Origin of the sequence: Streptomyces sp. NPDC017448 (genome assembly GCF_044330565.1) — a bacterium.
Lineage (GTDB): Bacteria > Actinomycetota > Actinomycetes > Streptomycetales > Streptomycetaceae > Streptomyces.
In genome coordinates this window covers 133,528-147,608 of the sequence record NZ_JBIRLM010000006.1, presented here as the reverse complement: position 1 = coordinate 147,608, position 14,081 = coordinate 133,528, and the positions used below count along the sequence as shown (strand labels likewise).

Sequence of the window (14,081 nt, the reverse complement as noted above, 5' to 3'; positions counted from 1 at the left end):
GTGTCCGTCCCGCGCCGCCCTCCGGCCCTGCTCGCCGCCCCGCTCCTCGCTCTGGTCCTGCTGCTCACCGGCTGCTCCTCCGACCCCGCCCCCGCGAAGCCCCCGGTGGGCGCTCCGGGGCAGGGGGCGGCGGGCCCGGAGTCCGACGCCGCGCCCGCACGCCGGGCCTCCTCCGGCCCGGGTGCCGGCGCGATTCCCGCGCCGAGTCCCACCCCGTCCCCCGCCGCGATCCCCGGTCTGGGACCGGAGACCCTGGCGAAGATCCCCGCCGAGGCCCGGCAGGCGTTCGTCGTGACCGGCGAGGAGGCCGACGCCAACCGGTCCAGCGCGGTCCTCTACAGCCGCGAGGACCCGGTCGGGGGGTGGAAGCCCGTCGCCGGCCCCTGGGACGCGCACAACGGCATGAAGGGCTGGACCGACCACCACGTGGCCGGCGACCTGAGGTCTCCCGCGGGCGTCTACACCCTCACCGACGCGGGCGGGCGCCTCCCCGACCCGGGCGCTCTGCTCCCGTACGACGAACACCCCCGGTTCGCGGTGGACGGCGAGGGGTTCTTCGGGGAGCCGCTGGAGGGTTCCTTCGACTACGTCGTCGCGATCAACTACAACCGGACGGAAGGCGTCAGCCCGCTCGACCGCACCCGTCCCCTCGGCCTCGAACGCGGCGGCGGCATCTGGATCCACGTCGACCACGGCGGACCGACGCAGGGCTGCGTCTCCATCCCGGAGAACCGGATGCGGGAGCTGCTGCGCGCCCTGGACCCGGCGATGAAGCCGGTGATCGTGATGGGCGACGCGGAGAGGCTGGGGCGGTGAGACCGGTCGCCGAGCCGGTGGCTCTGTCCCGAGCAGGGACTGCGCATCGAGACATACCGCAAGGGCAACGCCCGCCCGGACGGCTGCCTCGCCTCCAGCGGGGCCTTCGTCGGCCAAGGCGAACGGGCCGGCCCGACGACGTCCTCATGGGCGTCGAGGTCACCTCGTACGACGAGGACACCGACCGCCGCGGCCGGGTCGAGAAGCCCCGCGCGTACGCCGGGACCGGTACCCCGGTCCATCCCCTGATCGACCGGGACAGCTGTGAGGCGAAGGTCCACTCGCCGCCCGACGGGGTGCGCTACGAGCAGGTCGTCACCGTGCCGTACGGCAAGACCGTCACCCTCCCCGCCCCGGTCGGGATCGAGCTGGACACCGAGCCGCTCAAGAGCTGGGTGCGCTGAGGAGAAGCCCGTACGCGGGGGGGGCGGGGCCCCCCCCGGGGGGGGGGGGCCCCCCCCCGCCGGGGGCGCCCCCCCCCCCCCCCCGCGTACGTACGGCAGCGGTTACGCCGGCTTCTCCTCCAGGCGGGGGAAGAGCACCGCGCCCTTCGTCACCGTCGCGCCCACGGGCAGGACGCCCCACGTGCCCGCGTCCTGGACCCGCTGGCCGGCCAGGGCGCCCAGGGCCTCCTCGGCGCCCAGGGACTCCCAGAGCCTCTGCGAGGTCTCCGGCATGACCGGGTTGAGCAGGACCGCGACCCCGCGCAGCGACTCGGCGGCCGTGTAAAGGACGGCCGCCAGGCGGGCCCGGCCCTCCGGGGTGGTGTCCTTGGCCACCTTCCACGGCTCCTGCTCCGTGATGTAGCCGTTGACCTGCTTCACGAAGTCGAAGACCGCCAGGATGCCGGCCTGGAAGTCCAGCTCCTCGCCGATCTTCCGGTCGGCGGTGGCGACCGCCTTCGCCAGGCCCTCCCGCACGGCCAGCTCGGCGTCACCGGCGGCCGTGTCCGCCGGCAGCGCGCCGTCGAAGTACTTGCCGACCATCGCCGCCACGCGCGAGGCGAGGTTGCCGTAGTCGTTGGCCAGCTCGGAGGTGTAGCGGGCGGAGAAGTCCTCCCAGGAGAACGACCCGTCGCTGCCGTACGCGATGGCCCGCAGGAAGTACCAGCGGTACGCGTCCACACCGAAGTGCGCGGTCAGGTCCTGCGGCTTGATGCCGGTCAGGTTCGACTTCGACATCTTCTCGCCGCCGACCATCAGCCAGCCGTTGGCGACGACCTTGCCGGGGAGCGGCAGGCCCTGCGCCATCAGCATGGCGGGCCAGATCACCGAGTGGAAACGGAGGATGTCCTTGCCGATCAGGTGGACGTTCGCCGGGAACGTACCGTCGAACTTCTCCTGGTCGGAGCCGTAGCCGACGGCCGTGGCGTAGTTGAGCAGCGCATCGACCCACACGTAGATGACGTGCTGGTCGTCCCACGGCACCGGGACGCCCCAGTCGAAGGTGGAGCGCGAGATCGACAGGTCCTGGAGCCCCTGCTCGACGAAGTTCACGACCTCGTTGCGCGCCGACTCGGGCTGGATGAAGTCCGGGTTCGCCGCGTAGAACTCCAGCAGCTTCGGGCCGTACGCGCTGAGCTTGAAGAAGTAGTTCTCCTCCTTGAGGAGCTCCACCGGCTGCTTGTGGATCGGGCACAGCTTCTGCCCGGCGAGGTCGCCCTCGCCGTCGACCAGGTCGCCGGGGAGCTTGTACTCCTCGCAGCCCACGCAGTACGGGCCCTCGTATCCGCCCTTGTAGATCTCGCCCTTGTCGTACAGGTCCTGCACGAACTCCTGGACGCGGTCGGTGTGCCGCTTCTCCGTGGTCCGGATGAAGTCGTCGTTGGCGATGTTCAGGTGCTCCCAGAGGGGCTTCCACGCCTCCTCGACGAGCTTGTCCGCCCACGCCTGCGGGGTGACGTCGTTCGCCTCGGCGGTGCGCATGATCTTCTGACCGTGCTCGTCCGTGCCGGTGAGATACCACACCTTCTCGCCACGCTGGCGGTGCCAGCGCGTGAGCACGTCGCCTGCGACGGTCGTGTAGGCGTGGCCCAGGTGAGGAGCGTCGTTGACGTAGTAGATGGGGGTCGAGACGTAGAACGCCTTCGCCCCCTGCTTCTCGGATCCAGTGGCCGCCATGGCGGAAATCCTACGGCCCCGGGGAGGGGCGCCCTCACATCGGCGGTCGGGGCCCGCCCGCGGGGGCCCACCCTCAGGAGGGAAGACGCCCCCGATCGGGGTGGAGTGATCGTCCGGTCGATCGCGGTGGCCCACGGCGGAACGGTCACGGCGAGGCCGGGCCCGCAGGGCGGTGGTCTCGCCGTGACCGTACGACTGCCGACCGGTCAGCCCTCGGCACCGGCCTCGCGCGCGGCGGTCCAGGCGGGCAGCCCGGCCAGGATCTCCCGGTAGAGCTCGGTGTCCGCGATCTCGCGGGGTGCGGGTCCGGCGTGGAAGTAGCCGGTGTTCGGCGCGTCGAGCTTCCGCAGGAAGTCGAAGCCCTTCGCCTCCGGGTCGCCGAAGGCGACGAACTGGAAGAACAGCGGCAGCCGCTCCGCGTCCGCGAGGGCCTGCCGGGCGGCCTGCTTGGCGTCCGGCGGGCCGTCCGTCTGGAAGATCACGAGGGCCGGGCCGGTGGCGCCGGACTTCTCGTAGTGGGCGACGACCTCCGCGACGGCGTGCTCGTAGTGCGTCCGGCCCAGGCGGCCGAGTTCCGCGTGCAGTTCGTCGACGCGCCCCTCGTGTCCGGAGAGTTCGAGCGTCCCGGTGCCGTCGAGTTCGGTGGAGAAGAAGACGACCGGCACGGTGGCGTCCGCGTCCAGGTGCGCGGCGAGGGCGAGCGCCCGGTCGCCCAGGTGCTGGGCGCTGCCGTCCTTGTAGAACGGGCGCATCGAGCCGGAGCGGTCCAGCACGAGGTAGACGCGGGCGCGGAGCCCGGTCAGATCGTGCGCCTTGAGCGCTGCCTGCGCGGCCTTGTACGGGGCGGCGAGCTGGGGAGCGCGCGACGTGACCTTCGCGAGCGTGGTGGCGGGCTTGCGGGGCGCGGCGGCCGGCTCGGGGGCGGCCTCGGCCTCCGTCTCGGCCTCAATGGGCTCGGGGGTGGCTTCCGTCTCGGCCTGGGCCTCGATGGGCTCGGGGGTGGCTTCCGTCTCGGCCGGGGCTTCGATGGGCTCGGGGGCGGTCTCCGTCTCGGCCGGGGCCTCGATGGGCTCGGGGGCGGTCTCCGTCTCGGCCTGGGCCTCGATGGGCTCGGGGGTGGCTTCCGTCTCGGCCGGGGCCTCGATGGGCTCGGGGGCGGTCTCCGTCTCGACCTCGGCCTCGGGGGCGGTCTCGACTTCCGCCTCGGTCTCGGCCTTTGCCTGGGGCTCGGGAGCGGTCTCCGCGGTGGGGGCGGCCTCGGCCTCGGCGGGCTCGGACGCGGGGGTCTCCGCGGTGGGAGCGGCCTGGGCCGGCTCGGGAGCGGCCTCCGTCTCGGCCTCCGGGGCCTTGGCAGACGCCTCTGCCTCTGCCGGCCCCTCTGCCTTCGCCTGCCCCTCTGCCGGTGCGGGCTCCGGCTCCGGTGCGGCCTCCCGGACATCGTCCAGGTCGAAGTCGATCGTGATCGGCGCCCGGTCCGCCGCCCCGGCCTCGGCAGGCGTCCCGGAAGCCACCGGCGCCTCGGGCTTCTCGGTCTCGACGGGTTCGGCGGCCTCGGGCTTCCCCGTCTCGGCGGGACCGGCGGTTACCGGCTCCTCGGGCTCGGCGGCTACCGGCTCCTCGGGCTTCTCCGCCTTCGGAGCGGCGTCCGCGGCCGACCCCTGGGCGGGGACGGTCGCCGTCGCCGGAGCGGTGGCCGGCCGGTCGAACGCCTCCGCCACCAGGTCGGCGGCCGGGGAACCGTCACGCTCCGTGGCGCCGTCGGGGCGGGGGGCCGCCGACGGGGACTCCGTCGAGGGGGGCGAGGCGGGCGCCGGGATCGAGGCCTTCGGCTCCGCCTCGGTTCCGGCCGCCGAAGTGGACTCCGGCTCCGGCTCCTTGGGCTGAACGCGCTCGGCCTGGGGCGGGACGGTGGCCGTGGTCGGCTCGTCCTGCTCCGTGCGGCCGAACACCTTACGCAGCAAGCTCCGAATGCCCATGAGCGAGGCCTTTCGCATGAGTTGGGTGCGGGGAATGTCCGACCTGGGTGAATTCATCCCTGGCCAGGACGGATACGTAAGGTTAGCGGCCGGATCAGGCCGTACGCCGGTGCGGCCCACCCCTGCGTCAACCGAGCCGCAACCGTTCCCGTACCGAGTCCGGGGCGCCGGCCCCGGGGGGCGCGAAAAGACAGCGGTGGCCCGGACTTCACCCTCCGTTCACCGGGAGTCCCACGGACCGCGTGAAGGCGCACATACCGTCTCGCACGACACCAGACGGAGGGAATCCACGTGCGCAACCTGCTGCCGTTCATCAGCTCGCATCCCGGGGGGCGTTCCGCGCTGACCTGCCGCTTCCGCTGCGGGGACGCCTGTTTCAAGGAGACGCCCAACACCAGCGACAACGAGTACGCGGGCGACATCATCGCCGGCGCCGTGTCGCGCCGCTCGATGATGCGCGCCGCCGCCGTGGTCACCGTCGCCACCGCCGCAGGGACCGCCGCGCTGACCGGCCCGGGCGTCCAGCGGGCCGAGGCCGTCGTACCGGCCGGACACGGCCACAAGCCGGGCCACCCCCACCGCCCGTCCTCCTCCGGGGCGCGTGGCCTGCGGTTCTCGCCGGTCGCACCCAACAAGGACGACAAGGTCACCGTCCCCGACGGGTACGCCCAGAACGTGGTGATCCGCTGGGGCGAACCGATCCTGCGCGGTGCGCCCGCCTTCGACCCGGACAAGCAGACGGCGAAGGCGCAGGCGGGCCAGTTCGGCTACAACAACGACTTCCTCTCTCTGCTCCCGCTGCGCGGCGAGCACGGCCGGCAGGTCATGGTCGCCAACCACGAGTACACGGACGAGATCCTCATGTTCCGTGGCTACGATCCGGCCAACCCGACCCGCGAGCAGGTGGAGATCGCCTGGGCGGCGCACGGACTCTCCGTGGTCGTCGTCCAGGAGGAGCACCGCACCGGCAGGCTGGGCCCGGTCAACCGGCACCCGCTGAACCGCCGTCTGACCGCGACGAGCGAGTTCCGCATGACGGGCCCCGCCGCGGGGAGCGCCCTGCTGCGCACCTCCGCCGACCGCACCGGCCGCAAGGTGCTCGGCACCCTCAACAACTGCGCGGGCGGCACCACTCCGTGGGGCACCACGCTGCACGGCGAGGAGAACTTCAACCAGTACTTCGCCAACGGCTCCACCGCCATGCACAAGCGGTACGGGATAGGCGCGGGCGAGACGGAGCGCAAGTGGGAGCGTTTCGACCGGCGCTTCGACCTCGCCGAGGAGCCCAACGAGGCCAACCGCTTCGGCTGGGTCGTCGAACTCGACCCGTACGACCCGGACTCCACCCCGCGCAAGCGGACCGCGCTGGGCCGGTTCAAGCACGAGGCGGCGCAGCCCCGGCTCACCTCCGACGGCCGCCCGGTCGTCTACATGGGTGACGACGAGAAGTTCGACTACCTCTACAAGTTCGTCTCCAGCAAGCGGATGAAGAAGGGGAACTCGCGGGCCGCCCGTGAGCACAACCTGACGCTGCTGGACGAGGGGACGCTGTACGTCGCCAAGTTGACGGGCGACTCGCCGGTCACCGAGATCGACGGCACCGGAAAGCTTCCCAACGACGGCGAGTTCGACGGCAGCGGTGTGTGGATCCCGCTGGCCACCGGCACCACCTCGCACGTGCCGGGCATGACCGCCGAGGAGGTGTACGTCTACACCCGGGTCGCCGGTGACAAGGTCGGCGCGACCAAGATGGACCGCCCCGAGGACGTCGAGCCCTCGCCGCGCACCGGCCGCGTCTACGTCGCGCTCACCAACAACACGGACCGCGGCAAGGCGGGCAAGGCTGGTGCGGACGAGGCCAACCCGCGCAACAACAACAAGCACGGGCAGGTCCTGGAGCTCGCGGAGAACTGGGACGACCCGGCGAGCGACGGCTTCGCCTGGCGGCTGTTCCTCGTGGCGGGCGACCCGGAGGACCCGTCGACGTACTTCGCGGGCTTCCCCAAGGAGAACGTCAGCCCCATCTCCTGCCCGGACAACGTGGCGTTCGACGCCCACGGCAACCTGTGGATCTCCACGGACGGCAACAAGCTCGACTCGCACGACGGCCTGTTCGGCGTGGCGACGCAGGGTGACCGCCGGGGTGAACTGAAGCAGTTCCTCACCGTCCCGTCCGGGGCCGAGACCTGCGGCCCGGTCATCCAGGACCGTCGCGTCCTGGTCGCCGTGCAGCACCCGGGGGAGACGGACGGGGCGTCCGTGGAGAACCCGGCGAGCTCCTGGCCCGACGGACCGGGCAGGATCGTCCGTCCCGCCGTCGTCGCCGTCTGGCGCAAGGACGGCCGCGACATCGGCGTGTGAGGTCCGGCGGGCGGGAGGACGACCGCCTCCCGCCCGCCGCCCTCTCCGCACTACAGTCGGACCCATGGTTTCCGGTGACGCGCCGCAGGCGGAGGGAAGCGTCCGGGTCGACGTGTGGATCTGGTCGGTCCGGCTGACGAAGACGCGTGCCCAGGCGGCCGCCGCCTGCCGGGCGGGGCATGTGAAGGTCGGCGGCGACCGGGCCAAGCCCGCGCAGGCCGTACGCGTCGGCGACGAGGTGCGGCTGCGGCACGCGGGGCGGGACCGGGTGGTCGTCGTCTCGAAGATCGTGAAGAAGCGGGTCGGCCCGCCGGTGGCCGCGGAGTGCTTCGTCGACAACAGCCCGCCCCCGCCGCCCCGAGAGATGGCGATCCAGGTACCCGTACGGGACCGGGGCGCGGGCCGCCCCACCAAGCGCGACCGCCGGGAGATGGAGCGTCTGCAGGGGCGCCCGCCGGCCGGCTGAGCCGACGCCGCCGCCGCCACTGACGACGAGCCGAGCAGGGCCGGGCCGGTCGGCGTCCGGGCCGGTCAGCGGGGTGCCCGCCGAGGCTGCCCGTGTTTCACGTGAAACACGGGGCCGCGGTCTCCGTCGGCCTCCCGGACCCGGTCAGCTCCGGTAGCCCTCGACCTCGTCCGCGGGGCGCACCTTCGCCGCCGAGGGGTCCTCGCCGTACTCGCTGAGCGCCCGACGCCTGCGCAGCAGATCCCAGCACTGGTCGAGCTGGACCTCCACCGCCCGCAATCGGGCCTTCTCGTCCGCGGACAGCCCCATCCGGGCCACGGAGCGGTCGCGCAGGTCGCGTTCCTCCGCCACCAGCTCGTCGATGTGCTCGAAGATCTCGCGGTCGGCCATGACGCCTCCTTCAGGTCGCTCGGCGCAGGTAACTCGGAGCAGGTCGTTCGGCGGCGGTCGCCGCCCTGAGGATCACGCGGGGCGGCCGCCGTGCCCCCCCCGGGGGGGCGGTCGCCGTGCGGGACGGGCCCGTCGTCCACTCTCGCGCGGGTACCACCGCGGCGCACATCGGCTCAGGCCCTCTTCCGCAGGAGCATCCGTGCCAACACCGCCCCCACGAGCAGCACCGCCCCGGCCACCAGCACGATCCACACCGTGGTCCGCAGCGAGGCCGTCAGGGCGTCGACCACCGCCGCCGCCGCGTCCCGGTCGCTGCCGGGGACCTCGTCCAGCACCCGGCTGCGGCCGACCGAGACCAGCACCCGGAGCACGATCGCCCCGAGCACCAACCCGGCGCCCACGACCGCGGTGGCCCCCAGGCCGCCCCGCAGACCGCGCCGTACGGTCGTGACGCCCACCACCAGGACGAGGAGGACCAGCGTGGCGACGGCCGGCCAGATGCTGCACTGACGGAGCCGGCGGAACGAACTCCTGAAGTCGTCGGCCCGGTCCGGGCCGAGCACGGTGATCTCCGTCCGCTCGACCGGGATCTGGTCCGCGAACGGCACCCCGTCGCGTACGAGGTCCTTCTTGACCTGGTCGATCACCGGGGCCAGGTCGATCGTCACCGGCTCCCCGCCGTCGCCGTCCAGGGCGGCCGTCACCGCCTCGTGGGCGGTCCGGTTCGCGGTGTCCCAGGCGTTGCGGAAGACGTCGCCGGTGGTGAACGACGACACGGTCCGGTGCAGGAAGTCGCGGGCCGTGTCCTGGAGCGGCCCGAGGTCGATCCGGCGCATGGCCTCCTCGGTGACCAGGTCCGCGACGGTGGCCCGGACCGCAGGGTCGGAGGAGAGCGGGGACACGGCGGCGACGTACCGGTCGGCGTCGTCGATCTCCAGGTCCACCCACGCGGAGAGCGCGCTCAGCGGCACCAGGAGGGCGAGCAGGACGAGCAGGACCGCTGAGAGGGCCGCCGGGACCGCCGAGCGCGACGAGGCTGCCGGGGTCTTCGAGGTCATCGAGGGGGAGGTCCGCACTCCTCCAGGAAATCCCCTCGGGGGCCGGACCGCTCCGGGCCGTACGCCGTTCGAGTTGCCGGGCCGCGCGGCCGGGTGTGCTCTGGAGGAACGGGGGTGACGGAAGGAGCTGTCCGTGATGGCCACACACGCAGCGATGCCCGGCCGAAGGGGCGGCCGCGCGCACGCCCGGCCCCGCCGCCACACCGCGCTGGCCTGGGCCCTGCCCCTGGTGCTCGGCGTGGTCTACGGCTTCTACGCGGCGTTCATCCGCCGCGACGGCGGCCCCAGCACCGGTGGGCAGGTCCTGCTCGGGCTCGTCTCCGGTGCCGCTCTGGCGGTCCTCTGCTTCGCGCTGGGACGGATCCAGCACGCGTTGCCGCGCGAACTGCGGGCGGTCGCCTACGGCGCGCTGACCGCGTGCGCGATCGGCTTCCTGGTGAGCCTCACCGACACCAGCGTGCTGCGGTCGACCGTGCTGGGCCTGGCGGTCGGGGTGGGCGTCCTCTGCGTCTCGTACTACGCCCTGTACGCGCGGGAGACCTGAGAGCCCGGCTGCCTTCCGGGGCCCGGTTCCGGGGCCTGTTCCCATGGCTCCCCGACCGGGGGTGCGGCCGCCCGATTCGATCTGGCGGCCGCGCCCCCGCGTCTGGCGCCCAGGAGGTGAGGGAGCGGACGGGGCTCGGGGCGCGGCGGGGGAGACGGGAGGAGGAGCCGGCGATGACGACGGACGAGGCAGACGACGTTGCGCGGGGCACCGGAAGCGGTTCTCCGTCCGGGCGGGAGCGGGAGACGGGAAGCGACCCGCTCCGTGTCGCGGTGATCATCGGCAGCACCCGCGAAGGCCGCGTCGGCGATGCGGTCGGCCGCTGGTTCATGGACCGGGCGCAGGGCCGGAGCGAGCTGGAGCTCGCCGTGCTGGACCTGGCGGATTTCGACTTCCCCCTCCACCACCCCGGGCGGGCGACCGGGCAGATGACGGAGTTCACCGGCGAGATCGCCAGGGCCGAGGCGTTCGTCGTGATCACCCCGGAGTACAACCGCTCCTTCCCCGCCTCCCTCAAACAGGCCATCGACTTCGCGTACGAGGAGTGGCAGACCAAGCCGGTCGCCTTCGTGAGCTACGGACATGGTTCCGCCGGTTTGTACGCGGTGGAGCAGCTCCGTTCGGTCTTCACCGAGCTGCACACGGTGACCCTGAGAAACGGGGTCGCGCTCGACTTCCTCCAGCAGCCCCTGGAGGAAAGCCCCGCCGCCACCCGCCACGACCGGTCCGTGCGTGTGATGCTCGACCAGCTCGACTGGTGGGGCCGGGCCCTGCGTGAGGCGCGCGCCGTCCACCCCTACGTCGCGTGAGCTTCCGGAAGCCGATGCGGGCCCGGAGCACCGACACCCACCGACGATCCACAAGGAGGGGAACATGACCACAGAACTGGCCATCGAGACCGAGGGGCTGGTGAAGGTCTTCGGCGACAACCGCGCGGTGGACGGCATCGATCTCGCCGTCCCCACCGGCACCGTCTACGGCGTCCTCGGACCCAACGGCGCCGGCAAGACCACCGCCGTCCGCATGCTCGCGACCCTGCTGCGCCCCGACGGCGGCACCGCCCGGGTGTTCGGCAAGGACGTCGTGCAGGACGCCGACGCGGTCCGCAGCCGGGTCAGCCTGACCGGGCAGTACGCCTCGGTGGACGAGGACCTGACCGGCGTGGAGAACCTGATCCTGCTCGCCCGGCTGCTCGGGCACTCCAAACCTGCGGCCCGTGACCGGGCGGACCAGCTGCTCGACGGGTTCGGGCTGAGCGGCGCGGCGGGCAAGCAGGTGAAGAACTACTCGGGAGGCATGCGGCGGCGCATCGACATCGCCGCGTCCATCCTGAACACCCCGGACGTGCTGTTCCTGGACGAGCCGACCACCGGACTCGACCCCCGCAGCCGCAACCAGGTCTGGGACATCGTGCGGGCGGTCGTCGCGCACGGCACCACGGTTCTGCTGACCACCCAGTACCTGGACGAGGCCGACCAACTGGCTTCCCGTATCGCGGTGATCGACCACGGCAAGGTCATCGCCGAGGGGACCAAGGGTGAGCTCAAGGCATCCGTCGGCTCCGGAACCGTCCACCTGCGGCTGCGGGACGCCGATCAGCGCGCCGAGGCGCACAAGGTGCTGGCGCTCGCGCTGGAGACGGAGGTCCAGCTGGACGCGGACCCGGTGGCGCTCACCGCCCGGATCGACGGGCAGAACGGCGACCAGGGCGCGGCGGAGCAGGCCGGGCGTGCCCTGGCCGAGCTGGCCCGCTGCGGCATCACGGTCGACAACTTCTCGCTGGGACAACCCAGCCTCGACGAGGTCTTCCTCGCTCTCACGGACAAGAAGGGAGTGGCGGCATGAGTACCGCGACCGCCAAGACGGAGCTCGAGGACGTCGTGCTCGCCGAGCCCGACCGGGAGCGCCTTTCGGCGCTGCTGGTGGGCCATGAGCGCCCTCCGAGGCCCAGCGCCCTGTCGGCGTCGCTGACCTTCGGCTGGCGCGCCATGCTGAAGATCAAGCACGTGCCGGAACAGCTCTTCGACGTGACGGCTTTTCCGATCATGCTGGTCCTGATGTACACGTACCTCTTCGGAGGGGCGCTGGCCGGCTCGACGGAGGAGTACATCCAGTTCCTGCTGCCCGGCATCATGGTGATGAGCGTCGTGATGATCACGATGTACACGGGCGTCGCGGTGAACACGGACATCGCCAAAGGCGTCTTCGACCGTTTCCGCACGCTGCCGATCTGGCGTCCCGCCCCGATGGTCGGCTATCTGCTCGGCGACGTCCTGCGCTACCTGCTGGCGTCGGCGGTGATGCTCGCCGTCGGCATGATCATCGGGTTCCGTCCGGGCGGCGGTGTGCTCGGCGTGCTGGCCGGCGTCGCGCTGCTGGTCGTGTTCTCCTTCGCGTTCTCCTGGATCTGGACGATGTTCGGGCTGCTGCTGCGCTCGGAGAAGTCGGTGATGGGCGTCAGCATGATGGTGATCTTCCCGCTGACCTTCCTCAGCAACGTCTTCGTCGACCCCAAGACGATGCCGGGCTGGCTTCAGGCGTTCGTGAACAACAGCCCGGTCACCCACCTCGCCACGGCGGTGCGCGAGTTGATGGCGGGCGAATGGCCGGCCGCCGACATCGCCTGGACGCTGGGCTGGTCGGGGGTGCTTCTGGTGGTCTTCGGGGTGGTGACGATGCGGCTCTACAACCGGAAGTGACCAGGGGCAGGGTTGCGGACGCGTCCGTGCCCGGACCCGCCCGACAGGAGCGGGCAGGTTCGTCTCCGGTCCTCTGACGGGGCGCCGTCGCCCAGGTCGTACGCGCGGGCCCGGGCGTCGTGGACATCCACGTCCTGGGCATCCTTGACCTTCCCCGCGGGGGAAGCCCCAGCATCGGTGGGGCCGGGCGGACGACGCCCGGTACGAGGAGGTACGGGGTGGAACGCGAAGTTCCTGCGGCGGACGCCGCGCGTGGCGGACTGGTGACGATCGGGGAGTTCGCCCGGCTGTCCCGGCTCTCCGCGAAGGCGCTCCGGCGCTACGACGAGCTGGGGCTGCTCCGGCCCGCCCTGGTCGATCCGGTGAACGGCTACCGGTACTACGACCCGGCGCAGGCGGAGGGCGCCCGCCTGGTGGCGTGGCTGCGCAGGATCGGGATGCCGTTGAGCCGGATCGGCCGGGTCGTGGCGCTCGACGCGGGGGCGGCGGCCGTGGAGATCCGGGCCTATTGGGCACGGGTGGAGGCCGAGACGGCAGCCCGGCGCGATCTGGCGATGTACCTCGTCGACCACTTGTCAGCGGAGGGAAGAGCCATGTGGCGGATCTCGGGCGGTACGGGGAGCACCGGCAGGAGCGGGGACGGGGGTGGTGCGGGGTCGGGTGGGGGCGCGGGGGACGCGGAAGCTCTGAGCGCCGAAGGGTTCGGGCCGGGAGCGCTGCCCCGGCCCGGGCCTCCGGCGCTGGGCCGGTCCTGTGCGCCGGGAGGACCGGGAGGACCGGGAGGACCGGGGGCGCCGGGAGGGCCGGGCGGGCCGGGGGAGGTGCACCTGGTCATCCGGTGTGCCGCCCTGACCGATACGGGGATGGTGCGTACGGAGAACCAGGACGCGGCGTTCGCAGGGCCGCGGCTGCTGGCGGTCGCCGACGGGTTCGGGGAGCTCGGGGCCGAGGCGAGCGCGGCGGCGATCGATGCGCTCAAGCCGTCCGCGTGGGGCGGGCGGGATGGCGAGCTGTCCGCCGCGGATCTGCTGAACGCCTTGGAGGACACGGCGGATTCCGTGTCCCGCGCGGTCCGGGAAGCGGTCGCGCCCGGTGCGTCCCCGGACGGTTCGGGGACGACGCTCACCGCGATGCTGTGGACCGGGTCGCGGCTCGGACTCGTACACATCGGGGATTCGCGGGCCTATCTGCTGCGGGACGGTGAGCTGTTCCGGATCACGCACGACCACAGCGTGGTCCAGGCGATGATCGACGACGGGGCGCTGAGTCCGGAGGAGGCCGCCTCCCACCCGGAGCGTGCGCTGCTGCTGAAGGCGTTGGTCGGCGCGGCACGGTCCGCCCCGTCGGGGGTGGTCTCCCGGCCCGACGTCCGCTTGCGGGAGGTGAGGGCCGGCGACCGCTACCTGCTCTGCTCGGACGGTCTGTCGGCGGTGGTGGACGAAGCGGAGCTGCGGACGGCGGTCATCGCGGCGGACGCACCGGAGGCAGCCGTACGCGGGCTGGTCGGCCTGGCTCGCGAGGCGGGCGGGCCCGACAACGTGGCGTGCGTGGTCGCGGACGTGGTGGCGGAGGGGTAGCGGCGGGGCACGGACGGTACCCCTTGCTGGCAGTCGGTCGGCGGCCGTCCGCGGCGACCGGGTCGGTGTCCGGC

At 72.6% G+C, this 14,081-nt stretch carries 12 protein-coding genes and 2 pseudogenes; 10 read left to right on the top strand and 4 right to left on the bottom strand.

Annotated elements, in window-relative coordinates; translation table 11 throughout:
- Positions 1–816 carry a hypothetical protein gene (locus ACH4K1_RS12930; protein WP_398089041.1) on the top strand — a complete coding sequence of 272 codons (816 nt, stop codon included), beginning with the start codon at positions 1–3 and terminating at the stop codon, positions 814–816.
- A gap of 15 nt (positions 817–831) precedes the next feature.
- A pseudogene (locus ACH4K1_RS12925) lies at positions 832–1,220 on the top strand (Uma2 family endonuclease); the annotation flags it as partial.
- Positions 1,221–1,322: 102 nt separating this feature from the next.
- Here the strand turns inward: ACH4K1_RS12925 and metG are convergent.
- On the bottom strand, positions 1,323–2,936 hold the full coding sequence (gene metG, locus ACH4K1_RS12920) for a methionine--tRNA ligase (protein ID WP_398089040.1): 1,614 nt from the start codon (positions 2,934–2,936) through the stop codon (positions 1,323–1,325).
- 31 nt (positions 2,937–2,967) lie between these two features.
- Between metG and ACH4K1_RS12915 the strand changes: the two are divergent.
- Positions 2,968–3,209, top strand: a pseudogene (locus ACH4K1_RS12915) (two-component sensor histidine kinase); the annotation flags it as partial.
- Here the strand turns inward: ACH4K1_RS12915 and ACH4K1_RS12910 are convergent.
- A complete protein-coding gene (locus ACH4K1_RS12910) occupies positions 3,143–4,912 on the bottom strand; it encodes a VWA domain-containing protein (RefSeq protein ID WP_398089038.1) in 1,770 nt (589 codons plus the stop codon). The pseudogene ACH4K1_RS12915 and the gene ACH4K1_RS12910 overlap by 67 nt on opposite strands.
- A gap of 291 nt (positions 4,913–5,203) precedes the next feature.
- Between ACH4K1_RS12910 and ACH4K1_RS12905 the strand changes: the two genes are divergently transcribed.
- Positions 5,204–7,273, top strand: a complete 2,070-nt coding sequence (locus ACH4K1_RS12905) for a PhoX family protein (RefSeq protein WP_398089037.1) — start codon at positions 5,204–5,206, stop codon at positions 7,271–7,273.
- 64 nt (positions 7,274–7,337) lie between these two features.
- On the top strand, positions 7,338–7,739 hold the full coding sequence (locus ACH4K1_RS12900) for an RNA-binding S4 domain-containing protein (RefSeq protein WP_145798506.1): 402 nt from the start codon (positions 7,338–7,340) through the stop codon (positions 7,737–7,739).
- A 144-nt stretch (positions 7,740–7,883) separates the two neighbouring features.
- On the opposite strand, the gene ACH4K1_RS12895 is transcribed toward ACH4K1_RS12900, so the two are convergent.
- Complete coding sequence (locus ACH4K1_RS12895; protein ID WP_398089036.1) at positions 7,884–8,129, bottom strand: DUF2630 family protein; 246 nt, start codon at positions 8,127–8,129, stop codon at positions 7,884–7,886.
- Positions 8,130–8,302: 173 nt separating this feature from the next.
- The gene (locus tag ACH4K1_RS12890; protein WP_398089035.1) at positions 8,303–9,187 is read right to left on the bottom strand and encodes a hypothetical protein; all 885 of its coding nucleotides are present in this window, start codon (positions 9,185–9,187) and stop codon (positions 8,303–8,305) included.
- A 136-nt stretch (positions 9,188–9,323) separates the two neighbouring features.
- Between ACH4K1_RS12890 and ACH4K1_RS12885 the strand changes: the two genes are divergently transcribed.
- From ACH4K1_RS12885 to ACH4K1_RS12865, 5 genes are all read left to right on the top strand, one after another.
- Entirely contained in the window at positions 9,324–9,731 is a 408-nt protein-coding gene (locus ACH4K1_RS12885; protein ID WP_398089033.1) for a hypothetical protein, read from the top strand.
- A 173-nt stretch (positions 9,732–9,904) separates the two neighbouring features.
- A complete protein-coding gene (locus tag ACH4K1_RS12880; RefSeq protein ID WP_398089031.1) occupies positions 9,905–10,540 on the top strand; it encodes an NADPH-dependent FMN reductase in 636 nt (211 codons plus the stop codon).
- 64 nt (positions 10,541–10,604) lie between these two features.
- Positions 10,605–11,576 carry an ATP-binding cassette domain-containing protein gene (locus ACH4K1_RS12875; RefSeq protein WP_398089030.1) on the top strand — a complete coding sequence of 324 codons (972 nt, stop codon included), beginning with the start codon at positions 10,605–10,607 and terminating at the stop codon, positions 11,574–11,576.
- Complete coding sequence (locus ACH4K1_RS12870) at positions 11,573–12,430, top strand: ABC transporter permease (protein ID WP_398089028.1); 858 nt, start codon at positions 11,573–11,575, stop codon at positions 12,428–12,430. Before ACH4K1_RS12875 ends, ACH4K1_RS12870 begins: the two co-directional genes overlap by 4 nt.
- A gap of 218 nt (positions 12,431–12,648) precedes the next feature.
- On the top strand, positions 12,649–14,007 hold the full coding sequence (locus ACH4K1_RS12865) for a MerR family DNA-binding transcriptional regulator (RefSeq protein WP_398089026.1): 1,359 nt from the start codon (positions 12,649–12,651) through the stop codon (positions 14,005–14,007).
- Positions 14,008–14,081: the final 74 nt, after the last annotated feature.

Excerpts from the sequence above, each read along its gene's own strand:
- ACH4K1_RS12875 (WP_398089030.1), top strand. The coding sequence starts at position 10,605 with ATGACCACAGAACTGGCCATCGAGACCGAGGGGCTGGTGAAGGTCTTC.
- ACH4K1_RS12870 (WP_398089028.1), top strand. The coding sequence starts at position 11,573 with ATGAGTACCGCGACCGCCAAGACGGAGCTCGAGGACGTCGTGCTCGCC.
- ACH4K1_RS12910 (WP_398089038.1), bottom strand. The coding sequence starts at position 4,912 with ATGGGCATTCGGAGCTTGCTGCGTAAGGTGTTCGGCCGCACGGAGCAG.
- ACH4K1_RS12895 (WP_398089036.1), bottom strand. The coding sequence starts at position 8,129 with ATGGCCGACCGCGAGATCTTCGAGCACATCGACGAGCTGGTGGCGGAG.
- ACH4K1_RS12885 (WP_398089033.1), top strand. The coding sequence starts at position 9,324 with ATGGCCACACACGCAGCGATGCCCGGCCGAAGGGGCGGCCGCGCGCAC.
- ACH4K1_RS12890 (WP_398089035.1), bottom strand. The coding sequence starts at position 9,187 with ATGACCTCGAAGACCCCGGCAGCCTCGTCGCGCTCGGCGGTCCCGGCG.
- metG (WP_398089040.1), bottom strand. The coding sequence starts at position 2,936 with ATGGCGGCCACTGGATCCGAGAAGCAGGGGGCGAAGGCGTTCTACGTC.
- ACH4K1_RS12900 (WP_145798506.1), top strand. The coding sequence starts at position 7,338 with ATGGTTTCCGGTGACGCGCCGCAGGCGGAGGGAAGCGTCCGGGTCGAC.
- ACH4K1_RS12880 (WP_398089031.1), top strand. The coding sequence starts at position 9,905 with ATGACGACGGACGAGGCAGACGACGTTGCGCGGGGCACCGGAAGCGGT.